Source organism: Bradyrhizobium sp. Kon69, assembly GCF_055807515.1.
In genome coordinates this window covers 219705-242311 of sequence record NZ_JBVVOS010000002.1, presented here as the reverse complement: position 1 = coordinate 242311, position 22607 = coordinate 219705, and the positions used below count along the sequence as shown (strand labels likewise).

Here is a 22607-nt window from a genome sequence, read left to right as displayed (position 1 = left end):
CGCGTCCCTGCAATGGTAAAAAGCACTGCCAGTTATTCCGCGTCAATGTCATTCGACGCCTCTCGTGGGGGACGGCGCGGTGAACACGGTTTCATGCTAATAGCAACGGCAAGGAAATCCGCCGTTGCAGCTACCCTCGGCGCCGCCGAGAGCTAACCTCGGATCTCCCCTCGGAGGCCGCCCAACCCTGGACACTCACATCCGCCAGCGCGTCGAATATAGCCGTTGTGCGTTCAAGGCGGGCGATCGTACGTGCGCCTTCGACGGCCGCGACCAATGCGGAAGCGGTCGAGGAAGCGCGCGCGGACGTGAAACCGCACCCCCTGAAATGCTCCACAACGATCTCGGTTGAATCAGCAAATCCGCGCGCGACCCGTTTGGTCAGATCAGCGTCGAGTGCAGGAAGCTCGTTCGCAAGATTTTGCATGAGACATCCATACTGGAAATCAGAGGCAACCATTTCGGCCGCGAACGCGCTGAAAATCTGACGAGAAAAACTCAGGGCATCACCGGTCGTATTCGCGGAGATAGCCCGCAACACAGCAATTCTACTCGCAACGTAACGATCGATTGCTTCTTCTGCGAGCTGTGCCTTGCCGCGCGGAAAATGAAAATAGAACGATCCTTTGGGCGAGCCGCTTTCTTCGATGATCTGGTTCAATCCCGTCGCAGTGTAGCCTTGGATGCGAAACAGTCGCTCGGCAGTGGCAATCGCGCGATCGCGGGCGTCAGTCTTACGGGGCATCCGTCAGCATAACACGCCCGGCTTGACACGGCTATGGTGATCGCCATACTATGGCGATCACCATAGTATACACCCGCCGTATGACCCGCAATCAAATTCACTCTCAGAAGTTGCTAGAACGTGAATTACACTCAAAGATTGCTGCGCAGGAAATACTCAAATGAGCTCAAGCAAGTTCGACTTCGGCAACTGTTCCAGCGAACGGGATCACTGAGATGGCCTCTAGATCCTGCGCGATGATGCTTTTAGGAGCTGCCATGTTCACTGCGATGTCCACTCGCGTCGTTTCCGGAGAGACTTCAAGCGATGCCATCTGGCACAATAAAATCCCTGCCGGCTTGAGTGAGCCTGCCGCTGATATCGATAAGGATCCGAGCCTTCTGCACAAATATACGGAGAATGCGGGAACGAGGATCCACTATGTCACGATGGGATCCAGTCAAAAACCGCTGATGGTGTTCGTGCACGGATTTCCCGATTTTTGGTATTCCTGGCGCAATCAGATCCAGGTATTTTCGGCAAATTATCAGGTGGTCGCTCTCGATCTGCGCGGGTACGATTTGAGCGATCGGCCGGAAGGTGTCGAGAACTACAAGTTTCCGGTTCTCCTTGACGACATCCGTGCCGTGATCAATGCAGAGAGAAACGGTCGCAAGGCCATCCTGATCGGGCACGACTGGGGCGCCGCTTTATCGTGGCTATTCACCGGGCAAAATCCGGATCTGATCGAAAGACTTGTCGTCCTCAGCGTTCCTCATCCCGGCGCCATCACGAAAGAATTGTTCCCTTGGAATCATCCTATCGCGCAGGCCAAGGCCAGCGCCTACGCCACACGGTTCTTCGCTCAAGGCAAAGGCGACAATTTGACTGCGCAGGATCTGGCATACTGGGTCGTCGATCCACAGGTGAAGAGTCGATACATCCAGGCTTTTGCGAAATCTTCCATCTCGTCCATGATGAATTATTACAAAGCCAACTATGCGTTTTCTCAGCTTGTGCTCGATCTTTTCGATCCAACCATGAAGCAACTCACCGGTGCCGTGATCAAATGCCCGGTCTTGCACGTGCACGGAATCGAGGAGAGCCACGCCTTGCTAAGCACTCTTGATCTGGAAAAGTCATGGATTGAAAATCCCGACAATCTCACGGTCAAAATCGTGCCTGGCGTTGGCCACTTCATTCAGCATGAAGTGCCGGATTACCTTAATCAGACGATTGCCTCCTGGTTGAAAGATTCAGGAAGCTGAGCCGATCTTGCGAGGTCAGGCGCCGAGAGGCGTCGCCCCGTCGACCCGGTCGGATTGCATCTCGATGCAGAGTATCCGGTTCAGCGTACTCTCTCGGTGGGCTCGGTCGATGTACCGGAGCCCGAGTTGGCGCCGTTTTCGTCTGAATCGCTCTCGGGCTGGATCAGCACCGCCGGTTCGTCGTAACCCTTGCGGCTGCTGTAGAACACCAGCGCCATCAAGCCGATGCCGACGACCAGTGAGAACACGACCCCGAGCACCAGTGCGACATAACCCGATGCTGGCACCTCCGTCGTCGTGCTGAACCAGCCGAGATAGCCGAGCGCGCCGGCACCGACGAGGAAGGCGCATAACACCGCAATGACCGCCCATCTGGCGATCTTGCCGTCACCGGGAGCGGGTGATTCCGGTTGCCCGTCTGTGCTGTTCATGGATCTCTCCTCATGGCGCACACGTCGCACGGCCGCCCCATGCGCTAGGGTGCGGTGACCTTGGTCGCAATCGCCTGCAGAGCCGCCGTCATGGCGACAATTGCGGCCTTGGCCGGCTCGCCGATGCCGTGACGCCCGGCAACATACGCCGGATCGTTGTAGGACAACCAGGTCGCGCCTTGCTCGTCCTGCCAGACCAGCGCCTTCAGCGGCAGATCGATGCCGCTGGTCTGCGCCTGCTGCATCAATGGCGTACCACCCCTGGCGTTCCCGAAGATGATGAGATTGGTCGGGCGCAGCGGCAGGCCGGCAGCAGCGGCGCCCGCGGCATGATCGACCTGGGCGAATATTGTGAGGCCCTTGGCCGTCACTTCCGCTTCCAGCCGCTTCATCGTCTCTTCAGGTCCTAAACTGCTCCTCATCGTGATAAGTCCGTCGACGGCCATTGCATGGGTCTCCCATAAACATGTCGCAGCAACCAAAGCGAGGATCTTGACCAGCGCGGAAACCCTCATGGTCACACGCTCATTTCTTGTGGAACAGTTTTGCCGGATCGAATTCCGGCTCCGGAATGAAGCCGTCGCGATTGGGCATCTTGATCTTCGGCAAGCTGTCCTTGTCGACCTTGCCGTCGGGGGGAACGATGCCGTTCAGACTCAGGATGTAGGCGGTGACGGCATAGGTGTCGTCGGTACTGAGCGAGCCCGGTGTGGGATATGGCATCGCGCGGTGAATGTAGTCGTACAAGGTCGTCGCATAGGGCCAGAAGCTGCCGACGGTCTTGACTGGCGCGCTGGAGGCGAGTGTGCCCTGCCCACCGGCCAGACGATCCTTGATCCCGCCCTGGCCGTTGTCGCCATGACAGGCCGCGCAATTGACGGCGAAGACCTGCTTCCCCTGCGCAACCGTGCCGCCGCCGACAGGCAGCCCCTTGCCATCGGGTGTGACGTCGATGTCCCACAGCTTGATCTCCTCCGGAGTCGCGGGACGGCCGAAATCGAATGCAAATGCGGGCGCCGCGAGCAGGCCGAGTGTGAGAGCCGCTGCGACAAGCCGATTGTTATGCGAGGACATTGCGGACCCTTCCGGCTTCGTCGATGCTCCAGGTCTGCTGGGCGTTGTAGTGAAACAGCGCATTCCTCCCCATCGCGGCGATGAAGGACTGCCGGTCCGGCTGAACATTGCCTTGCTCGTCGGTCGAGCGGCTCACGATTCGTGTCGGCTTGCCGTCCCAGACCCAATCCATCTGGAATCGAATCTGCGCCTTGGACAGCACCGGCTGATTCAGTCGCGCCTGTTTCCAGGTTTTCGCGCCGTCGGTCGATATCTCGACCTTGGCGATCTTGCCATGGCCGCTCCAGGCGAGACCGGAGATAATGTTGTAGCCGGGCTGAATTTGCATCGTGCCCGAGGGCTGCGTAATGACGGAGTTGGTTTCCATCCTCAGTTGGAATTGGCGGGCCTTGCCGTTGGCAAGCAGTTGCGTGTAACGCGCAGTTTCCCAGCGGGTCATCCAGGGCTCCGTGCCGAACTTGAGACGGCGCAGCCATTTGATGTTGAGGTTGCCCTCGAAGCCCGGCATCACCAGCCGCATTGGAAAACCGTGCGCGGGGCGCAGTGGTTCGCCGTTCTGACCGTAGGCGACAAAGGCCTCGTTCACGATTTCGTCGGTTAGCGGAATGCTGCGGTCGACGCCGGCGCCGTCGCCTCCTTCAGCGAGCATCCAGTTCGAGTTCTTTTCCTTGCCCGCGAGACCAATCAGGAACTTCAGCGGAACGCCGGTCCACTCATTGGTGCTGACGAGGCCGTGCGTATTCTGCACCGTCAGGTCAGGGTCTGCCTTCTTCCAGTTTTCCCAACCGTTTCCCGTGCATTCCATGAAGACCACGCGCGTTACGGAGGGCATCCGCTTGAGATCGTCGACGCTGAACACCAGCGGCTTCTGAACCAGGCCATGGATGAGCAGACGGTGCTGCGCGGGATCGATGTCCGGCACCCCGGAATGGCTGCGCTCGTAGTGCAGATCGGTGGGCGTGATGTTGCCCACCAGCTTCTGATGCGGCGTCTTGGAGTTGATGGCATCACCGGTGTCGACGTTGCGCTTGCCTGGTCCTGCCTCGGGAATGCGATCGATCTTGACGAAGCGCGATCGTTCGCTGTGCGCACCGAGATCGGCGCCGGGTCCGCGATCAGGGATTTCGGCCAGCGTTTGCGCGGCCGCCGCTTCGGTCGCAACCCCCAGAACGCCCGCCGACAGGCCTCCCACAAAACCACGGCGCGAGACGCTCGCGGGCCGTGGCGGTGATTCGATTTGCAATTTGGACGTCATGCGATCTCCGTCGATAACCGTGCTGATTTGGTAGTGCCGCCCGCTTTTCGATCGGAACATTGGCCGGATGCCGCCGAAATTGCCCGTTAGGATGTGTTAGAAATCATGAGGGGCGGCGAAGGCGCGTCATCTTGCCCTGCTCCGAAAGCGGCTATCCGGGTCCATGGATCATTTCAGCACCGAGAACCTGACCGCCGAGAGGCTGAACGAAAATCATCTCGCCGACCTCGTCGCGTTGCATCTCGATGCGGAGGTGTCGCGCTATCTCGGCGGCGTCCGTTCGGCGGAGAGGACGAAGACCTATCTCGACGCCAATATAGCGCATTGGGACCAGCATGGCTTCGGGCTGTGGGTGCTGCGAACGAAAGACGGGGCATTCGCGGGGCGAGCGGGCATCCGGCACATTCTGGTGGACGATATCGACGAGATCGAGATTGCCTACGCGTTCAAGCGCGACGTCTGGGGCCAGGGACTTGCAAGCGAGATCGCCACGGCGCTGACGGATATCGGACTGTTACACCACGAGCTGCCGTCTCTGATCGGCCTGGTCTATGTCGACAATAGCGCATCGCGCCGCGTGCTGGAGAAGTCCAACTATCTCCTCGAGCGACGCACGATCCGTCATGGCGAAGACGTCGTCATCTACCGCAGCCAGCGGTGAGAGACGGCTGGCGATCACTCGGTGCGCAGGCGAACAACCGATTGCGGCAGCGAGGCCAGAAACAACACCGCGCAAACGCAGAGTAGGACGATGTCCTTGAACAGAAATTCGCCGGTCAGATTCCAGGCCATCGGATCGGATGAAAGGCTCCATTTGACCACGCCGGGCGTCGTGAAGAAGAACGACCAGGTGATCGCAAAGGTCACCATGCCCATGAATGAACCGAGGGCGGACGAAACCGGGCTGAAGCTGCCTGCCGCGAGCAGCGCCGCGATCACGAATTCAGCGACACCGAGGACATAGGCCTCTCCCCTCAGGCCGAATACTGACAGCCAGGAGATGAACGGGCTGTTGCTGATGAACTGCGCGATGCCCTGCGCGGATTGCGGCGTGAATTTCTGCATTCCAAACGATACGAATATGATCACCATGACCCAGCGCAGAATGGCGAGAGGACGATAGGAACCGCCCCCGACCTCAGCGACGTTGAACTCTTTCATCCGACCATGTCTCCCCGGTTTCACATCCATCAGCTCTGCGAGACTACGCTCGCTGAAGGCTGTACGAAGAGGAGCTTCCGTCGTTACCCGCGTCAGCAGGTTCCGGAGATCACAGCTGCGTGCGATGCGCGTGTCCACGTCATCGCCGCGCGGTCTGGGGCTGTCGGCGCGTTAATGTGCCATTGAAGGAGCGACGACGGTGCCCTGCGCTGCGTCATTGCGAGCGCAGCGAAGCAATCCAGACTGCCGCCGCGGGAAAATTCTGGATTGCTTCGCTGCGCTCGCAATGACGATGTGGAAACAGCCACGTAACGCGGATAGAGCGGACGCCTCAGGTGCCCTATCTGAAATACCCCAGCACGAGATCGACATCCGCGCTGCCGGCTACCGTGCCGTTCAGCTCGGCGTCGATGACGCGGCGGCAAGCCTCGATCGCGGCATGGTCACCGAGATCGTTGGCGGCTTCCAGCACGAGCCAGGCGGCATCGACCGAGGCCTGGTCCGCTGCTCCGCCGCCGATCTCGCCGGCTGCGGCCTTGTCGAGGTTCTTGTTTCGATTCTTGTTTGGATTCTTGCGAACGGCGGTGCCGAATTGAGGCAACATTGCAAATACTCCCTGTCAATTCCCGGATGATGCTCGGTGTACCTGTTCGGTGTACCGCTCAGTGCACCTGCAGCTCGGGCTGACGACCCGTGACGGGATCGGAGCCGGTCTTGCGCGACTGGTAGAACTTCAAGACGCTGCGCGAGGTCTCGATCTTGAGCTTGCCGAAATCGCGTTCGTTGTCGTGGAGCTCGCGCGCCGTGATCAGATGATCCTTGGCGCCGAGGAACAGCAGCGACATCGTGGTGTCCCAGGAGAAGTCGAGCGCCTTGCACAACACCAGGATCATCTCGCGATTGCGGTCCATCATCGCACGCTCGATCACGTCGACCGGCAGCGACGACAACAGCGACAGGCCGATCTGCACCTCGTCGAAGCGGTGCTGGCGCGCATAGTTCGAGATCGAGTCCTGGTTGAGATTGCCCTGCCGGTACTGCGTCGTCACCACGCGCTTGGCGACGAAATAGCTGCGCGAAGACGGGCCAAACTTGGACTGCAGGTCGCCGGTGACGTCGCTGACCGAGCTCTGGATCTGCGCCATCATTTCCGGGCGCTCGTGCTCGAGCCGGCGGCGGACGTCCTCCGACGCCTTCGAGATCAGCTGCTGGAAGATGTGACGCGGCACGTCCTTGCGCAGGCCAAGCTGTTCGGCAAGAATCGAGTCACCCTCGGCGCGGCGGACCATGTGCAAAAGGCCCGAGCCGGAGAAGCGTGCGCCCTCGTTCCGGGCAACCGACGTCACGACCTCCTGGTCGCCGCGCTTGACGAGCACGTCGGTGACGGCCTCGCCGATCGACTTGCGCTGGGCGATCGCGAGCAGATGCGACTGGCTCTTGGTCATGGCGCTTTCGACCAGCAGCCTCTCGTCGATACGATTGGAGTCGCGCAGCACGGGACCGGCGACCTCGATTTCGTCGGCGACCGCGAGTTGCGCAATGACATTGAGCGGAGCGTGATCGCAGGCCGCCATGACCTCGGAGAGCTGCACGCGCGCGGCAACCTCGATCTCGTCGGCGAGCCGGCCGATGACTTCGCCGAACGTGCTGATCTCGTCGTCGCTGTAGCGGCCGGTGATCAGAATGTCGGTCGCGTGCCACAACGCCTTGTTCCGGCTTTCGTCGGTGCCGCGTGCGATGGCGTCGTCCAGATCCTGCAGAAGTGTTGTCGCGCCGTTCATCCCGATGACCCCAGTTCTTGGCTAGCCATCCTGCTTGTGCCGCAGGACGCCGAGTTCCTCTGGGAACAGAGACTAGGGAACAAACGCGAGAATCCGGTAAAGTCGGCAGATCAGTTTTGCCGGGCAAAATTCGTTAAAATGCGTGGGAATGGGTTTACCGGTGCGTCACGAGGAAGCTGCGCTCCCTCTCCCGCTTGCGGGAGAGGGTTGGGGAGAGGGTGTCTCTCCGGCGTCATGGCCGGGCTTGTCCCGGCCATCCACGTCTCACCGCCTGGGACGAAGAACGTGGATGCCCGGGACAAGCCCGGGCATGACGGACTATCGCCTACGGATTCTGCGGTGTCAGCACCAGCGGCGGCTTTGGCTTGGGCTTTGCGGGCGGCGGGCCGGGGGCCGGCCTCACGTCGATCGGCGGAGGCAGCGGCGCGATCTGGTGGCTCGCAAGCGGCGGGCTTGTGAGTTGAGGGCTTGTAAGTGGCGGGCTTGGCGCTGCGGGAGCGGCTTGCGGCGCCTTCGGCGTCGGCGCGACCCTGATATCGGCCTTGGGCTTCGGCGGCGGCGCACGGCGCGGATCGCGGCCGGGCATCGGCACATCCGTGAGCGACGGCTCCAGCGTCGGTTCGGGCGAGACCAGAGTCGGTAACGCGGCGGTCGCCGGCGGCGGCTCGCCGCGCTCGATGGCGTCCAGCCGGCGCGTCTCGCGATCAATCGTGCGCACTGCAAGCCAGGACGACAGCGGCCCCAGATCGACGGTGCGGTTGAGCCTGTCGGGGGGACCGGCCGCGAACAGCTGGATCTCCGGCGGTGCGCCGGAGAGCCCGGTCATGATCGGCGTCAGGCTGGCGCGGATGTCAGCCTGGTCGGCGGGGATGTCGTAGCCGCCGGAGACGATGGCGCGCGCGTTCTTCGCCTCCAACGACGTTGCGCCGACGCGCAGGCGCCCGTCGCGGATCGTGAACGGGATCTGCGCCGAGGCCACTGCAATCGGACCCGCCGACAGCGCGGGCTCGACCAGTTGCCGCAGCCGGTTGTCGTCGGCAATTTGGCCGCCGTCACTGGCGCGGATGGCGATCTCGAAGGCGCGCGGATTGAGGCCGGAGATTTCAGCGGAATCAAGCGTCACCGTGCCGTTGCCGGCGAGCGCGCCGGTGAGCGCCGCGACGCTGCGGCCCTGGCTGGTCAGCGCCATCTGCGCCGAGGCGCGTCCCTTCGGCAGCGCGAGGTCGCGATAGCGCAGCGCCGCCGCGTCGACATTGCCGAGCTCGATACGCGCGTTGAGCGTCAGGCCATTGGCGCCATTGCGCGCATCGAGGCTCGCCGACATCTCGCCGCCGCCGACGCCGCCCTTCATTGCGTCGAGCGCGAGCGACTGACCGTCGCTCCGGATCGTGCCGCCGAAGGGGCGCAGCTCGATGCCGCCGGGCAAGGTGCCGTGCAATGCCTGAAAGGCGACGCGGCCGCGCCAGCCACCGAGAAGCCCGACACTCAACGGCGCATTGGCATCGTGTCCGGCCGCTCCGATGGCCATCGCGAGCGCCGGCACGAGGTCGAGCGAATCGAGGCCGACTTCGCCGTCGACGGTCTTCTCCTGATCGAGCGTCACCGCCAGATGACCGCGCAGATGCGAGCCGGCCAGGGTGCTGTCGAGATCGTTGAAGGTCAGGCGGTTGCCGGAAAGGCTGACGCGCGAGGACAGATTGACGCTCTGTACCGATTTATCGGCCGGGCTGGTCCCGAACAGGGGGGCCAGATTGGCGTTGCGCACGCGCAAATTCACGCTGCCTTTCGGCTCCGGCAGTTCGACGGTGCCTTGTGCGTCCGCGTCCAGCCCGCCGCCGCTAAGCTTTGCAGTCAATTGCAGTTGATGGCGCCACGCGCCGCTCAGATGGCCTTCGAACTGTGAAGCGCCCTCGCCTGCAGCCACCACGCGATCGAGCCCGAGCAACGCCAGCAGCGCACTTCCCTGTGGTGTCGAGACTTTCGAATCCAGTGTGAAGTCGTTGTTGCGCACCCGGTCGATGTCGATGCCGTTGATGGCGGCCACCGGCGTCTGCGCGGCCAGCGTCGCGGTCGCCTTGAGCTGCGGCGCGTCGAGCTCGATCACCGCGCGCGCGTCGTTGCGATCGGCGTGCTCGGCGTTCTTGTCGAGGCTGAGGTCGAGCTTGAGGCGGGTCGCACCCGGCAGCGACGGGATGGCGTCGAAGCGCGCGCGCACCGACGGCGCAAACGGCTCGAGCAGCGCGGTGAGATCGCGCAGCGAATTGGCGGAGGATTTCAGCGCGAGCTTGCCCGTTGCCTTGGCGCGGTCGAAGCTGCCGCTCGCTTCCGTGGTCACGCCACTGGCCTGGCCGAACCGCAATTGCTCCAGCGAGAGCGACACCGGGCCGTAGCCGAGTTTCGCGGTGAACGGCCGCAGCTCTTGGCCCGCCGAGATCGCGCGGCCGATATCGAGCGACAGCTTCGCTTCCTCCGGCCATTCGCCCTGCGGCCCCGAAAGCGCCCGGACAAAACTTGCGGCGGCATCGAGGTCCAGGCGGTCGGCCTTGAGCTCGGCGTCGATCCGCGAGCCCTTGCTCGCGCCGGTCTGGACGAAAGCGATGCGGCCTTCGACCGCGCCGCCCTCGATCTCGGCCTTCAGCCTATCGATGGCGAAATGGTTGGCGGCGATGGTCACGTCGCCGGCAAGGCGCAGCGGCCGCGTGCTGCGGCGGTTGACCTCGCTGCGGCCCTGGAGCCAGGCCACCAGCGTATCGGGATCGGAGGAATCGACGCTGAGACGGCCGCTGAAGCTATCGGCGCCGGGCGTCGCGCCGTTGAGCGAGAGCTGCGTCTGGCCTGGCGCGCGCAGCTCGAGCCGCTGAAAGGTCCAGGATCGTCCGTCGGTCGCAAGCTCGGCCGTGATGTTCTGGAGCGGCCGGCCGCCGAGCATGATCTGGTCGGAGTTGAACTCGATCTGCGCCGGGATCGGCGCCTGCGGGATTGCGGCCAGGCCCGCGCGGAGCGACGGCAGGATGCGCTGCGGCTCGGCATCGTTCTTGGCCGTCAGCTTGTCGGCATCGACCTGGCGCGCCGACAGCACCGCGCGCAGCAGCGGCGAAGCGCCGAACCTGATATCGCCGACTCCGCCGAGCTTCAGCGCGGAGTCTTCGGGCCCGAAGCTGGCATCGACCTGCTCGAACTTGGCGCCGGCCGGATCGGCCTTGAGTTTCGTGGTGAGCTTCCAGGGCATCGGCCCCGCCTCGCCGGCCTTCTTCGGCGCCGGCACCGCGAGCGTCAGCGCGCCCTCGAATTTCGGCAGGCGGTTGTCGAAGGCGAGCACGCCTTCGAGATCGGCCAGGATGGCGCGCTCGCCGGGGTCGATGTTGAGGTGGAGGCGGGTGGCGTTGCCGTCGGCGCTCGGGCCGGAGGAGACGCGGAACGGATAGCGCACGCCGCTGGCGGTGAAACTGCCGTCGCCCCGGACCGAGCCGGCCAGCGAGCGCACGTCGCCGGAGAAGGCGATGTCGTTGAGCTCCAGTGTCGATCGGCTGGCGGCATCGTGCAGGGCGATGCGGCCGGTGAGGTTCAGCCGCTCGATCGCCAGCGATGCCAGATTGAAGCTGCCGCTCGCGGTGGACGGCAGATCGACCCGCCCGCGCGCGTCGAGGCCGAGATCGACCGCCATGCCGTTGACCGAAAGCTCGGTGGCCCGCCATTCGCCGCGCATCAGCGAGCTCAGGCTGAACTCGACGTCGAGCTTGTCGGCGCGCAGGCGGCCGAGATCGTTGTTGCCGCCGAAGGTGACCCCGCGCAGCCGCAGCGTCGGCGCCGGCAACAGCCGCGCGTCGAGCTCGCCCGCCACCCGCACCGGCACGCCGATGATCCTGCCGGCCTCCGCTTCGAACTGGGGCCTGAACTGGTTCCAGTCGACGAAGTAAGGCCCGATCAGAGCGGCCAGCAGCGCTAAGATAAAGGCAATCGCCAATCCGAGCAGCGTCGTCTGCACGGGTCTCCCCTCGGCCAAACCGGATGCGGGCCTGCCTGAGCCGCAGGGCCTCAGACGTACCGGAACAGCCCCTTATATAGGGGGAAGTGTGGCGAAGTCACAGCGACTGTTGCGCGCGGAGGTTAACGCCGGCGAGCCATCACCAGCTCGCCGGCAGCCGCTTCAGGCCGCGCAGCACGAAGGTCGGCCGCCATTCCGGGTTTTCGAGGTCGTCGATGCGCAGATCGGGCAACCGCCGCAACAGCGTGGCGATGGCGATCTCGGCCTCGAGGCGGGCCAATTGGGCCCCCAGGCAGAAATGGATGCCGCCGCCGAACGACAGTGGCCTCACATTCTGGCGGGTGACGTCGAGCCGGTCGGGGCGGTCAGGATAGACCGCCGGGTCGCGGTTGGCCGACCCCAGCAGGCAGAGCACGGTCTCGCCCTTCGGGATCTTGGCGCCGCCGAGATCGTCGATATCCTCCAGCGCGACCCGCCCGGTCATCTGCACCGAGGAATCGTAGCGCAGAAATTCCTCGATCGCGCCCACCATCAGCTCCGGCCGTGCCTTCAGAAGCGCGAGCTGGTCCGGATTGCGATGCAGCGCAAGCAGGCCGTTGCCGATCAGATTGACCGTGGTCTCGTGGCCGGCGCCGAACAACAGGATGATGTTGGCAGTCAGCTCCTCGTTGGTCAGCTTGTTGCCGTCTTCCTCGGCCTGCACCAGCTGAGTGATGAGATCGTCGCCGGGATTTTTGCGACGCAGCTCAAACAGCTGCTGGAAATACATCTGCGCCATCATGTTGCCGGCGTTGCCCTTGGCGATCTCCTCCGGCGAGAGCGGCACGGGGTCGAGCAGCCGTCCGCCGTCGCGCGAGCTGTTATAGAATGTCTCGCGGTGGTCCTCGGGGATGCCGAGCATGTCGCAGATGATGGTCACAGGCAGGCGGAAGGCGAAATCCTCGATCAGGTCCATGTGGCCGCGGTCGATCACGGCATCGATGGTCTGGTCGACGATCTCCTGGATCCGCGGCCGCATGTCCTCGACGCGGCGGGCGGTGAAGGCCTTCACGACGAGGCCGCGCAGGCGGCTGTGGTCGGGCGGATCGGCCTGCAGCATCCAATGACTCATGCTGCGGAAGACCGGCTCCTCCATGATCTTCTCGCTATAGCGGCGCTTGGAACGCTCGACGAAATCCTTGCCGAAGCGCTTGTCGCGCATCACGAGGCTGACATCGGCATGGCGGCTCGTGACGAACTGGCCGAACGGCGTCACGTGAATCGGATAGATCGCGCGGAGCCGGTCATAATGCGGATAGGGATCGCGGATGAAGTCCGGCGACAGCGGGTTGAACAGCGGAGCGCCGGCGCCTTGCACATGCTCGTTCATGGTGACCTCATGTCGGTTGCCGCATGAATCGCAGCCCCTGTTGCGCAGCGTAACCATCCTGAATTATCAACTCGATACATTGTTGTATCGAATTGCATTCTGCCCTAACCTGCTCCGATGTCAAGGGTGAGAACCAGGCCGACCAGGGACGACACGCGCGACAAGCTGTTCGAGGCGGCTGCGCGCGTGTTCGAGGAGGACGGCATCGGCGGCGCCAGCATCGAGGCGATTGCGGCGGCGGCCGGGTTCAGCCGCGGTGCGTTCTATTCCAACTTCAAGAGCAAGGACGAGCTGATCATCGCCATGATCGAGGATCATGTCGCGCAGTCGATCCGGCGCAACATGGACATCCTGGCGCAGCACGACAATCTCGACGACTTCATCGCGGCGCTGAAGGCGATGGATCGCACAAGGCAGGATCCGCTCGGCCGCTCGCCGCTGCTGCACATGGAGATGATCCTGTTTGTCGCGCGCGCCGAGAAGCGCCGCCCGGAGCTTGCAAAGCGCCTGCGCGCGCGGCGCAAGCTGGTCGCCGACATCGTCGAGGCCACGCTGAAGGGCAACGCGAAGGGCGATACGCTCAATCCGCCATGGATGGCCTCCGTCGTGCTGGCGCTGGAAGACGGCTTTCGCCTGCACCGCCTGATCGATCCGGAGACGACGCCGGCCGACAGCTTTCTGCGCGCGATCACGGATCTGCGGCGCAGGACGGGATTGTCGTCGGACTAGCGCTTTTTTCAGAACCTCGCTGTTCCCGCTCGACATTGGTTCGCTGCGCTTGGCAGCTGGAACCTGGCCGCAATCATGCGCGTGCATTTTCCACTTCGTCGCACCCATCCAAGGAACGTTTGTGCGGCTTACCACTTTATCCCGAGCCTGTTTTGGCAATTTGATCATTGGAGGAGACAACGATGAGGATTCTGAAATTGACTGCGGCCGCAGCTGCGCTGCTGGCCGGTACGGCGCTCGCCGTGGCGCAGTCGAGCTCGACGGTCGGCACGGGCGGCTCGTCAGCCGGCGGTGGCACCAGCAACTCGACGATCGGCACCGGCGGTTCATCGGCGGGTTCGGGCAGCGGCTCGGGTTCGGCCTCGACGCTTGGCACCGGCGGCTCGTCGGCCGGCGGCGGGACCAGCAGTTCGTCGATCGGCACCGGCGGCTCCGCCGCGGGCTCCGGCAGCGGCTCAGGCTCGGCCTCGACGCTCGGCACCGGCGGTTCGTCGGCCGGCGGCGGCAAGAGCTCGTCCAGCGTCGGCACCGGCGGATCTGCGGCAGGCTCCGGCTCCGGCTCCAACTCGGCATCGACGCTCGGCACCGGCGGCTCGTCGGCCGGCGGCGGCAAGAGCGGCTCGACCGTGGGAGCGGCCGGCTCCTCCGCGGGACATTCCAGCGACATGGGCATGGAAAAGGGCAAAGGCCACCACAAGGACGAGATGAAGAAGGACAAGGACTGACATCCCGGCCGGCGGAGCGGCAGCAATGCCGCTCCTTCGTCCTTCCTGAGGAGGACTGGCATGAACAGACCAATCGTTGCGATCGCAGTTTTGACTTTGATGAGCAGCGCCGCTGTGGGGGAAACCATGCAGAAAACCGGCAAGACCGCATCCGGCGAAACCTGCCGGGTCACGGTCGAAAAACATCCCGACGGCAGCATCACCGCGCTGGGGTCATCGGGTTCGGGGACAACCGGCTCGACCTCGTCGAGCGGCTCGCTGTCGAGCTCGAGCTCGGCCGGCGGATCGTCGGTGCACGTCCAGGCCGGTGGCGGCAACGTGTCGAGCTCGTCCTCGACGGCCGGCGGCCCGGGTTCGACCAGCGCGAGCACCGTCACGGTGAACGGCTGCACCATCTCGACATCGTCGCCATAGCAAAAGGATTTCACAGATGAGAATGTTGATCGCGACCTCGTCGGTCGCACTCTTGCTCGCCGCCGCCTCGCCGTTGTCGGCGCAAACCAGCATGACCGGTGGCACCGGCGGCTCGGCTGCCGCCGGCGGCACCTCGGCCAGCACGCTCGGCACCGGCGGCACGTCGACGTCGGGCTCCGGACAGACCGGCTCGTCGATTGCAGCCGGCGGCAGCGCCGCGTCCGCCAACGGCAAGGCGCAGTCCGGCACCAGCATGAACAAGGGCAACGGTCCGGTGCTCAATTCCAATGCGCGCGCGCAGGCGCATGAGGGGGGCACGTTCAGCCGCTCCCACACCCGCACCAAGGTGAAGGCGGGCGAAGAGGTCGGGTCGACCACCAAGACCATGTCGCACGTGCCGGGCTCCAAGCCGACCATGTCGACGACATCGACCAACGTTCGCTGAACCATCCTCACGAGACTGCTGCCCGCGATTTGCGGGCAGTTTTTTCTTTGTGAGCAGGTTTCTCCTTGTGAACGGATCAACCGCCGCTCAGTGTGCGACTGACGCGGGTCACGACTGCATCCCACTGCCGCTTTTCGGCGGCCGGATAGTTGATCAGCACGCAATGCACGTAGCGGCGGCCAAAATTGCAGCGGTCGTACCAGATCTTGCCGCCCCGGGTGCTGGAGACCACGAAGAAGCGCGGCGTGATGCGCTTGTAGGTGATGCCGGACGGCGGATTCTTCCGCGCCAGGAAAGCGGCCGGTGAGCTGCCGTCGTTGGGAACGGCCTGCACCGTCAAATCCGCCCGGCCGTCGCTGGTCCGGTACTGCATGCCATAGCCGTCGGGCCGACCGGCTTGCTCGGTGAAGATCGACGAGGGAATGTCGACGTTGGTCCCGGTCTCCGGAATACGATAGCCACTCCAGCTCTCCGCACCGGCGGCAGCCGGCAAGCTACAGAGCATCACAAGGATGGTGGCGATCTTCTTCATCGTATGGCCCGGGTTGTGCTGAACGACCAACAACGTGGAGAAACGCCGGACGTTCCTTTCCGCAACGCGAACGCGCATTGCGCCCGGTGTCGGCGCACCAGACGTTGCAAGCCGGATGACGGCGTCGGACCCTCGTCACGCCGCCAGCGTCTCGTCGACCCGTCCAAGGGCCCGACGAAGAGCCGCAAAGCAGTCCGCGTCGATCTGGGTGCCGATCATCCCCGACATGATCGCAAGGGCTTTCGTCACTGGCATCGCGGCCCGATACGGCCGCTCCGCGGTCAGCGCATCGAAGATATCCGCGGTCGTGATGATACGGGTGTCCAGGCAGATCTGGTCTCCCGCGAGCCCACGAGGATAGCCTTTGCCGTCCAGCCGCTCGTGATGCGCCCCGGCGATCGGAGCGAGATCGCCAAACGCGCCGATGCGCGACAGGATCGCTTCCGAATGCGCTGAATGCTTGCGCATGATCTCCCATTCGTGGTCGTCAAGCTTACCCGGCTTGTCCAGGATTGCGTTGCTGACGCCGAGCTTCCCAATGTCGTGCAACAGCGCGGCACGCTTGAGCCAGCGTCGCCGCTCAGCAGCGAACTCCAGCTGCTCCGCGATCATGTCGGTAAAGAGCGTGACGCGCTCGCTGTGGCCGCTGGTGTAGGGGCTTTTGGAATCAACCACCTGGGCAAAGGCAGCTGCGATGTCATCCAGATAATCCTCATCCACCGGCACGCTCGCCTGCTGCGGCTGCAGAGGCACAGTTTCGGTCCCATCTTCAGTGCCAAGCATGTCCCAGAATCCAGGCTGCGACGCGATGCGCTCAAATGCGGCGACCAGGTCTGGATCGAACCAGGTGCCGGCTCGATTCCGGGCCTCACGAAGGGCGGCTTCGGGACCGTTCGCGATGTAGAACACATCGACCACCTGGGCCAACAACGCGAGGCGAGAATAAAGCGGGATGGCCGCGCCGCGAAGACCGAGCGGCTTGCCGCCGCCATCCCAATGCTCATCGAGATTCTTGATGCCCTCCGCGACCGGTTCGGAGAAGCGCATTTTGCGGGCGATGTCGGCACCGCGATGGCATCGCGTCTCGATCAGTTCGCGAGCGATCTCGCCGCCGTTCTGGAAGATGTTGACGATGGCGCGAAACCGTTCGGCCAGGCCGGCTTTCAGCCCGGTATGGCCCAGCACGAAGCGCAGCGCCTGAGGCAGGCTGCCGTCAATGAGCTTGAAGTCCTGCTTGAAGGAGAGATCATCGGTCAGATACAGCTCGCAGATGCGCGCGGCGTTGCTGCTGCAGCCAAGATCCTTCAGCAACAGTGCGTAGTAAAGTTCGACTATCTCGTCCTCGCCGAGGCCGATCTCCCTGCCGATCAAGACGCCGATGCGGCTGCACCTCACGCAATGTCCGGCCGGTTGCCCCTCCGAGAGATCGAGCGCGTGGCTCAGCGCACCCAGCAGTTCGGAAAGCGTGATCCGATCGAGCGGCTTGAGGGCGTGCGGGATGGGGTCCATTGACGGGGGCTCCGGGGCTGGGTGCGGCCAGTGAACAGGGCGGATCACATCACCAGTCAATCAACTGATCACCAGAGCATTAACAGGAGGTTGTTTGCGAGCGAATCGCGAGCCCGCCCGCTAGCGAGCGCGCTTGCCCTTGTCCGTGGGCAACGGGCAATTCGTGCAAACGCTGTCGTCGCACATGCGGCAGATCGTGAAGCGATCCATCTCGGACGTATCCTGCCGGGCCAACAACTCATGGAGCAGCGTTTCGAGTCGTTTCGTTTCAGCCGGCGACAGCACATCCAGAAGCGACGCGACGGCCGAAATTCGCGAATTCATCAAATCGTTGCGGGTTGCGGCGCCCTTCGCCGTCAGGTGCAGAGCAACCTCGCGGCCGTCCTGTCCGGGCCGACGTTCGACCAGCCGATCCGACACCAGACGGTCCACCAGCCGGACCGTTCCCGAATGCGACAAGCCGAGGATCCGCCGCAGCTTGTCGTTGGTCATGCCCTGGCCATAGCCGATGACGACCAGGGCAGCAGGCGTCTCGCCGCCGCGGCCGATGACCTCGCGCGCACCCTGCTCGATCCGATCCATGACGGCGAGCGAGAGCGCCCCCAGCAAATTTGCGATTCCGTTTTCCATGCGCCGGACAATATGTGCGTAGCGCACAAAAAACAACTTGACGAATATGTGCGCTCCGCACATATTTTCTACTGGCAGGCTACGATGACATGGAGAATGACGATGAATACTGGGAGCGCGGCACGACTAGCGAATACGAGAGGCATTGAACCCGCCTTGAAATACGTGCAGGCCAACGGCGTGCGCTTCGCCTATCTCGAACAGGGCGACGGCCCCCTGGTCATGTTCCTGCACGGCTTTCCCGATAATGCCTGGTCCTATCGAAAGCAGCTGCAGGTCTTCGCGGATGCAGGATATCGTGCGGTCGCGCCCTTCCTGCGCGGCTATGCGCCGACCGAGATTCCGGCGGACGGCGTTTTCGATCCGATCGCACTGGGCAAGGATCTTGAAGCCCTTATCGCGGCGCTGAGCGACGACGGACAGGCGCGCGTCGTCGGCATGGATTGGGGCGGCACCTCGACCTTTCAGGCGCTGGCCACGGCCCCATCTGCAATCAAGGCCGCCGTGGTCATGAACACCGCACATCCGATTACAATTTCGAGCATCAGACGGGATCCGGAGCTCGTTCGAGCCGTCTTCCATGTCTATTTCTTCCAGCTTCCCGGCGCCGTATCCGCGGTCAGTACCGAGGGACTTCCCTTCGTCGACTATCTCTGGAAGCTGTGGTCGCCGACATTCAACAATGCCGAGCACATCCGTTCGATCAAGGAGACGCTCAGCTCGCCCGGCACGATGGCCGCGGCGCTTAAATATTACGGAGGCCTGACCGATGCGGGGCTCGCGCGCCGGCTGCCGATCAATGACATGCACACGCCGACGCTGACGATCTATGGCAGCAACGATCCGACAGCGAGGTACTCGGTCAAGGAGGAGCCGCTGTTCAAGGGGCCGCACAAGCGGATTGTCCTGCCCGATGTCGGGCACTTCCCGCACCTCGAGCGTGAGGAAGAAGTCACCGGCCTGATCATGGACTGGTTCAAGACGCACGCGCCTGACTGAACGCAGGGGGCGGTGGCCCACAACATCCTTTGAGTTTTCTAATCCGGAGTGCGCGCAATGGACGCCAAGACACAACAGCAATATTCCGAGACGTTTCATGCCCTTCACAGGAAGGGCGATCCGCTCATCCTGTTCAACGCCTGGGACGCCGCCACTGCCAAAGCTATCGCGAAGACCTCTCCGGCCATCGCGACCAGCAGCGGTGCGGTCGCCTCTGCACTTGGATACGCCGACGGAGAAAATGTCCCGCTCGACATTGTGACCGGCCTGGTGTCGCGGATGAGCGCGGCCGTGTCTGTTCCAGTCTCAATCGATCTGGAGGCCGGATATGGCGACACCCCGGAGGCCGCCGCCAGATCGGCCACCGAGATTTTGAAAGCCGGCGCCGTCGGCATCAATATCGAGGATGGGCTATCAGGGGGAAAGCGGCAGCTCGTCAATCCCGAACGCCATGCCGCCAAGATCAAGGCCGTGCGGGATGCCGCGAAAGATCTGGGACTTCAGCTGTTCATCAATGCGAGAACGGATCCGTTTCTGCTCAAATTCGGATCGCCGGACGAGTGCATGAATGAAGCGGCAAGCCGGGCGAAGGTCTATGCCGAGGCGGGGGCCGACGGAATTTTCGTGCCCGGCCTCACCGACCTCGCGCTCATTGAGAAGTTCGTTCAGCTCACGCCTCTGCCGGTCAACATCATGGTGACGCAAGGCGTTCCCGCACTTCCGGATCTGGCTCGCGTCGGCGTTCGGCGGGTCAGTCTTGGGCCATGGCCGATGATGGCAGCAATGCGGATGATCGGACAGGCCGCAGCCGCGGTCGCCGCGACCAGGCAATACGGCACGTTCCTGCAACCGGATGCCTGAGCCCGGACATCACCGGCCAAAAGTCGCTTCTACGCCGACCGCTTCACCGCGGTCGCGCCGGTCGGTGCAATGTCGAGACGAGCCAGCATCGCCCGCGCCTGCTCGGCGCAGTGCTCGATCAGCCAGCGCTCGAAGGCGACGGGCGCGAGCGCGGGCGCGTAAAGAAAACCCTGCACGACGTCGCAGCCGAGTTCGGCCAGCACCTTGCGCTGCGCCTGGGTCTCGACGCCTTCGCCGACGACGGTCATGCCGAGGCCCTGCCCGACGCGCACCACGGCGGTGGCGATCGCAAGCGCACCGGCGTCACGCTCGATGTCGTGCATGAAGCTGCGGTCGATCTTGAGCTCGCGGATCGGCAGATGGGCGAGCCGGCTGAGGCTGGAATAGCCGGTGCCGAAATCGTCCACGGAAAGCCCGACGCCGAGCTCCCGGATCGCGTTCATCGTCTCGAGCGCGGCGACGCTGTCCTGCATGAACGCGCCCTCGGTGATCTCGAGCATCAGCGCGTCCGCCGGCAGGTCGTATTCGGCGAGGATGTCCTTGAGCCGCGCGGCCAGCGTGACGTTGCGAAAATTGATCGGCGACAGGTTCACCGACACGGATGGAATCTCGAGCCCGGCGCGGCGCCAGCTCGCCATCTGCCGACAGGCCTCGCGCACCGACCACAGACCGATCTGCTCGATCAGGCCGCACTCTTCGGCGAGCGGGATGAATTTTGCCGGCGAGACATCGCCGAGCTCGGCATCGTGCCAGCGCGCCAGCGCCTCGACGCCATGGATCGCGCCGTCGCAGCTGCGGATCTGCGGCTGATACCGGAGGGTCAGCGCGCCCTCGGCGATGGCGCGGCGCAGCGCCGCAATCAAGGCCAGCCGCTGCTCGGTGAGCCCGTTCATCTCGGCGCTGAACAGGCGATGGGTCGAGCGGCCGGCCTGCTTGGCCATGTACATGGCCGCGTCCGCCTGCTGCATCAGGGTGTCGATGTCGGTGGCATGATCGGGATAGAGGCTGACGCCGATGCTCGCCGACATCTGCAACTGCCTGGAGCCGAGCCGCAGCGGCGCCGCCAGCGCTTCGGTGATTCCGGCCGCGACGCGCTCGGCACCCTCGGCGTTGCGTCGCGGCAGCAGGATCACGAACTCGTCGCCGCCGAGCCGCCCCAGCATGTCCTCGGGTCCGATCTGCTCGCGCAGGCGCTGCGCCAGCTGGATCAGGAGCTCGTCGCCGGCGGCATGACCGAGCGTGTCGTTGACGTCCTTGAAATGATCGACGTCGAGGAAGGCCAGCGCGACGTGGCTGCCGGTCGGGCAGGCATCGATGGCGGTGGTGATCAGGCGCCGCAATTGCGCGCGGTTCGGCAGGCCGGTGAGGATGTCGTGATAGGCGAGCCGCGCGATCTCGGCGCGCGCTTCCTTGCGCTCGATCGCGAAGGCGCCGAGATTGACGCAGGCCTCGACGATGCGGCGGTGCCAATTGCTCGGCGCGCGCGGCTCCCGGTAGTAGAAGGCGAAGGTGGCGATGACCCGTCCGTCCTTGGCCTTGACCGGCGTCGACCAGCATGCACGCAGGCCAATCGCGAGCGGCATCGCCTTGTAGGGCTGCCAGCGCGGGTCGGTCTCCAGATCGGTCGCCAGCACCGGCTCGCCGTAGAACGCCGCGGTCCCGCACGAGCCGACATTGGGGCCGATGGCAACGCCGTCCAGTGCGCGGGAATAGTCCTCGGGCAGGCTTGGGCCGCCGAGCGGATGGATCAGGCCCGCGGCATCGATGTGCAGCAGCGAACAGACGACGTCGGGCGCGATCTGCTCGACACGGCGGCACAGCCGGTCGGCGATCTCGCCGATCGGGACCTCGTCGGCGAGCGCGCCCATGATGAGCTGCTGCAGCGATCGCAACTGCTTGGTCTCGGTGATATCCTCGAGCAGCGCGAAGAAGTGCTTGACCTGGCCTTTCTTGTCGCGGAAGGCATCGATGCGGGCGCAGACCCAGATCTCCTCGCCGTCCTTGTCATAGGCGAGCATCTCGATCTCGCCGCGGTGGCCGCCATGCATCAGGCGCTTGACGAGTTTCGCAACAGCCTTGCGATCGGTGTGGCGGCCGGCGATCAACCCCCTCGCACGGCGGCCCTCGGCTTCTTCGCTGGTGTAGCCGAACAGCGTCGTGAAGGCGGAATTGACGTAGACGATGTTCTGGTCGGTATCGGTGATGAGCACCGCGCGGTTGGTCTGGTCGGAGACGGCGTTGAGAAGCCGGATCCTGACGCGGCGTTCGGCGTCCGCGGTGACGTCGCGCGCGAACACGATGCGATAGGCAATGCCGCCACTTGCAATGGATGAAAGCGAGATGGCCGCGCGGATCCGGCTGCCGTCACGGCGCACCAGGCTGATCTCGTCCCGGAACTCCGCACACGGTTCGGCCTGAAGGCATTTGAGGGTGAGAATTTCGGCGTCGTGGCCGAGCACATCAGCGCGTGCGAGATTCCAGATCCGCTCTGCACCGGCATTGAAATGCGTGATGCGATGCGCGCTGTCGACGATGACGATGCCCTCTTCGGCGCGTTCGAGCGCGGCCAACAGCACTTCCGGAGTTTCTATCATGGCACAATCGGAGGCGGACATCGCTAGACCCGGAGGCATCGGGAAGATATGGCAACCGAGGCTAGCGCCGCGATGGTGTCCAAGACGTTTTTGCAGCCAGGTCGCACCGCGCCAAGATGCG

Annotated in this window: 22 protein-coding genes; 8 read left to right on the top strand and 14 right to left on the bottom strand. The window is 63.8% G+C overall.

The features are described 5' to 3' along the window. Positions 1-130: 130 nt before the first annotated feature. Complete coding sequence (locus AC0L3U_RS03395) at positions 131-745, bottom strand: TetR/AcrR family transcriptional regulator (RefSeq protein WP_473360685.1); 615 nt, start codon at positions 743-745, stop codon at positions 131-133. A gap of 257 nt (positions 746-1002) precedes the next feature. Here AC0L3U_RS03395 and AC0L3U_RS03390 point away from each other — a divergent pair, with 257 nt between their 5' ends. After that, a complete protein-coding gene (locus AC0L3U_RS03390; RefSeq protein WP_473360684.1) occupies positions 1003-1992 on the top strand; it encodes an alpha/beta fold hydrolase in 990 nt (329 codons plus the stop codon). A gap of 80 nt (positions 1993-2072) precedes the next feature. Here the strand turns inward: AC0L3U_RS03390 and AC0L3U_RS03385 are convergent, their stop codons facing one another. Genes AC0L3U_RS03385 through soxC form a run of 4 tightly spaced genes read right to left on the bottom strand, consistent with a single transcriptional unit; the run spans position 2073 to position 4752 of the window. Continuing rightward, positions 2073-2423, bottom strand: coding sequence for a hypothetical protein (locus AC0L3U_RS03385; RefSeq protein ID WP_473360683.1), 351 nt, complete (start codon positions 2421-2423; stop codon positions 2073-2075). Positions 2424-2467: 44 nt separating this feature from the next. After that, complete coding sequence (locus AC0L3U_RS03380; RefSeq protein ID WP_473360682.1) at positions 2468-2938, bottom strand: DUF302 domain-containing protein; 471 nt, start codon at positions 2936-2938, stop codon at positions 2468-2470. 10 nt (positions 2939-2948) lie between these two features. Beyond that, positions 2949-3497 (bottom strand): c-type cytochrome, encoded by a 549-nt coding sequence (locus AC0L3U_RS03375; RefSeq protein WP_473360681.1) that lies wholly within the window; start codon positions 3495-3497, stop codon positions 2949-2951. Then, positions 3484-4752 (bottom strand): sulfite dehydrogenase, encoded by a 1269-nt coding sequence (gene soxC, locus AC0L3U_RS03370; RefSeq protein ID WP_473360680.1) that lies wholly within the window; start codon positions 4750-4752, stop codon positions 3484-3486. The genes AC0L3U_RS03375 and soxC overlap by 14 nt, the downstream gene beginning before the upstream one ends. 163 nt (positions 4753-4915) lie before the next feature. Here soxC and AC0L3U_RS03365 point away from each other — a divergent pair, with 163 nt between their 5' ends. Further along, the gene (locus tag AC0L3U_RS03365) at positions 4916-5413 is read left to right on the top strand and encodes a GNAT family N-acetyltransferase (RefSeq protein ID WP_473360679.1); all 498 of its coding nucleotides are present in this window, start codon (positions 4916-4918) and stop codon (positions 5411-5413) included. A gap of 14 nt (positions 5414-5427) precedes the next feature. Here the strand turns inward: AC0L3U_RS03365 and AC0L3U_RS03360 are convergent, their stop codons facing one another. The 5 genes from AC0L3U_RS03360 to AC0L3U_RS03340 all read right to left on the bottom strand — a co-directional run bounded on the left by AC0L3U_RS03360 (position 5428) and on the right by AC0L3U_RS03340 (position 13048). After that, positions 5428-5913, bottom strand: a complete 486-nt coding sequence (locus AC0L3U_RS03360; RefSeq protein WP_247358779.1) for a YkgB family protein — start codon at positions 5911-5913, stop codon at positions 5428-5430. Positions 5914-6253: 340 nt separating this feature from the next. Continuing rightward, a complete protein-coding gene (locus AC0L3U_RS03355; protein WP_473360678.1) occupies positions 6254-6517 on the bottom strand; it encodes a hypothetical protein in 264 nt (87 codons plus the stop codon). Between the two features lie 58 nt (positions 6518-6575). Continuing rightward, on the bottom strand, positions 6576-7694 hold the full coding sequence (locus tag AC0L3U_RS03350; protein WP_473360677.1) for a DUF2336 domain-containing protein: 1119 nt from the start codon (positions 7692-7694) through the stop codon (positions 6576-6578). Between the two features lie 325 nt (positions 7695-8019). After that, a complete protein-coding gene (locus tag AC0L3U_RS03345) occupies positions 8020-11679 on the bottom strand; it encodes an AsmA family protein (RefSeq protein ID WP_473360676.1) in 3660 nt (1219 codons plus the stop codon). A gap of 139 nt (positions 11680-11818) precedes the next feature. Next, positions 11819-13048, bottom strand: a complete 1230-nt coding sequence (locus tag AC0L3U_RS03340) for a cytochrome P450 (RefSeq protein ID WP_473360675.1) — start codon at positions 13046-13048, stop codon at positions 11819-11821. A 117-nt stretch (positions 13049-13165) separates the two neighbouring features. On the opposite strand from AC0L3U_RS03340, the gene AC0L3U_RS03335 reads away from it, so the two are divergent. The 4 genes from AC0L3U_RS03335 to AC0L3U_RS03320 all read left to right on the top strand — a co-directional run bounded on the left by AC0L3U_RS03335 (position 13166) and on the right by AC0L3U_RS03320 (position 15361). Beyond that, positions 13166-13777: a TetR/AcrR family transcriptional regulator gene (locus AC0L3U_RS03335; RefSeq protein WP_473360674.1), complete on the top strand. Its 612-nt coding sequence runs from the start codon at positions 13166-13168 to the stop codon at positions 13775-13777. Between the two features lie 182 nt (positions 13778-13959). Then, a complete protein-coding gene (locus AC0L3U_RS03330; protein WP_473347861.1) occupies positions 13960-14502 on the top strand; it encodes a hypothetical protein in 543 nt (180 codons plus the stop codon). A 60-nt stretch (positions 14503-14562) separates the two neighbouring features. Then, complete coding sequence (locus AC0L3U_RS03325; RefSeq protein WP_473347862.1) at positions 14563-14916, top strand: hypothetical protein; 354 nt, start codon at positions 14563-14565, stop codon at positions 14914-14916. Between the two features lie 22 nt (positions 14917-14938). Then, a complete protein-coding gene (locus AC0L3U_RS03320; protein WP_018454312.1) occupies positions 14939-15361 on the top strand; it encodes a hypothetical protein in 423 nt (140 codons plus the stop codon). 76 nt (positions 15362-15437) lie between these two features. Here AC0L3U_RS03320 and AC0L3U_RS03315 read toward each other — a convergent pair whose 3' ends face one another. From AC0L3U_RS03315 to AC0L3U_RS03305, 3 genes are all read right to left on the bottom strand, one after another. Continuing rightward, positions 15438-15893: a hypothetical protein gene (locus AC0L3U_RS03315; RefSeq protein WP_473360673.1), complete on the bottom strand. Its 456-nt coding sequence runs from the start codon at positions 15891-15893 to the stop codon at positions 15438-15440. A gap of 135 nt (positions 15894-16028) precedes the next feature. After that, positions 16029-17402, bottom strand: coding sequence for an HD-GYP domain-containing protein (locus AC0L3U_RS03310; protein WP_473360672.1), 1374 nt, complete (start codon positions 17400-17402; stop codon positions 16029-16031). A 120-nt stretch (positions 17403-17522) separates the two neighbouring features. After that, positions 17523-17894, bottom strand: coding sequence for a MarR family winged helix-turn-helix transcriptional regulator (locus tag AC0L3U_RS03305; protein ID WP_456768466.1), 372 nt, complete (start codon positions 17892-17894; stop codon positions 17523-17525). Between AC0L3U_RS03305 and AC0L3U_RS03300 the strand changes: the two genes are divergently transcribed. Beyond that, entirely contained in the window at positions 17853-19031 is a 1179-nt protein-coding gene (locus AC0L3U_RS03300) for an alpha/beta fold hydrolase (protein ID WP_473360671.1), read from the top strand. The two genes, AC0L3U_RS03305 and AC0L3U_RS03300, sit on opposite strands and share 42 nt — an antisense overlap. Positions 19032-19088: 57 nt before the next feature. Beyond that, entirely contained in the window at positions 19089-19892 is an 804-nt protein-coding gene (locus AC0L3U_RS03295; RefSeq protein ID WP_473360670.1) for an isocitrate lyase/PEP mutase family protein, read from the top strand. Between the two features lie 29 nt (positions 19893-19921). Here the strand turns inward: AC0L3U_RS03295 and AC0L3U_RS03290 are convergent, their stop codons facing one another. Then, positions 19922-22507, bottom strand: coding sequence for an EAL domain-containing protein (locus AC0L3U_RS03290; RefSeq protein WP_473360669.1), 2586 nt, complete (start codon positions 22505-22507; stop codon positions 19922-19924). Positions 22508-22607 lie beyond the last annotated feature (100 nt).

Coding starts and splice junctions, on each gene's coding strand:
- AC0L3U_RS03395 (WP_473360685.1), bottom strand. CDS start 745: ATGCCCCGTAAGACTGACGCCCGCGATCGCGCGATTGCCACTGCCGAG.
- AC0L3U_RS03390 (WP_473360684.1), top strand. CDS start 1,003: ATGTTCACTGCGATGTCCACTCGCGTCGTTTCCGGAGAGACTTCAAGC.
- AC0L3U_RS03385 (WP_473360683.1), bottom strand. CDS start 2,423: ATGAACAGCACAGACGGGCAACCGGAATCACCCGCTCCCGGTGACGGC.
- AC0L3U_RS03380 (WP_473360682.1), bottom strand. CDS start 2,938: ATGAGGGTTTCCGCGCTGGTCAAGATCCTCGCTTTGGTTGCTGCGACA.
- AC0L3U_RS03375 (WP_473360681.1), bottom strand. CDS start 3,497: ATGTCCTCGCATAACAATCGGCTTGTCGCAGCGGCTCTCACACTCGGC.
- soxC (WP_473360680.1), bottom strand. CDS start 4,752: ATGACGTCCAAATTGCAAATCGAATCACCGCCACGGCCCGCGAGCGTC.
- AC0L3U_RS03365 (WP_473360679.1), top strand. CDS start 4,916: ATGGATCATTTCAGCACCGAGAACCTGACCGCCGAGAGGCTGAACGAA.
- AC0L3U_RS03360 (WP_247358779.1), bottom strand. CDS start 5,913: ATGAAAGAGTTCAACGTCGCTGAGGTCGGGGGCGGTTCCTATCGTCCT.
- AC0L3U_RS03355 (WP_473360678.1), bottom strand. CDS start 6,517: ATGTTGCCTCAATTCGGCACCGCCGTTCGCAAGAATCCAAACAAGAAT.
- AC0L3U_RS03350 (WP_473360677.1), bottom strand. CDS start 7,694: ATGAACGGCGCGACAACACTTCTGCAGGATCTGGACGACGCCATCGCA.
- AC0L3U_RS03340 (WP_473360675.1), bottom strand. CDS start 13,048: ATGAACGAGCATGTGCAAGGCGCCGGCGCTCCGCTGTTCAACCCGCTG.
- AC0L3U_RS03335 (WP_473360674.1), top strand. CDS start 13,166: ATGTCAAGGGTGAGAACCAGGCCGACCAGGGACGACACGCGCGACAAG.
- AC0L3U_RS03330 (WP_473347861.1), top strand. CDS start 13,960: ATGAGGATTCTGAAATTGACTGCGGCCGCAGCTGCGCTGCTGGCCGGT.
- AC0L3U_RS03325 (WP_473347862.1), top strand. CDS start 14,563: ATGAACAGACCAATCGTTGCGATCGCAGTTTTGACTTTGATGAGCAGC.
- AC0L3U_RS03320 (WP_018454312.1), top strand. CDS start 14,939: ATGTTGATCGCGACCTCGTCGGTCGCACTCTTGCTCGCCGCCGCCTCG.
- AC0L3U_RS03315 (WP_473360673.1), bottom strand. CDS start 15,893: ATGAAGAAGATCGCCACCATCCTTGTGATGCTCTGTAGCTTGCCGGCT.
- AC0L3U_RS03310 (WP_473360672.1), bottom strand. CDS start 17,402: ATGGACCCCATCCCGCACGCCCTCAAGCCGCTCGATCGGATCACGCTT.
- AC0L3U_RS03300 (WP_473360671.1), top strand. CDS start 17,853: ATGCGACAAGCCGAGGATCCGCCGCAGCTTGTCGTTGGTCATGCCCTG.
- AC0L3U_RS03305 (WP_456768466.1), bottom strand. CDS start 17,894: ATGACCAACGACAAGCTGCGGCGGATCCTCGGCTTGTCGCATTCGGGA.
- AC0L3U_RS03295 (WP_473360670.1), top strand. CDS start 19,089: ATGGACGCCAAGACACAACAGCAATATTCCGAGACGTTTCATGCCCTT.
- AC0L3U_RS03290 (WP_473360669.1), bottom strand. CDS start 22,507: ATGTCCGCCTCCGATTGTGCCATGATAGAAACTCCGGAAGTGCTGTTG.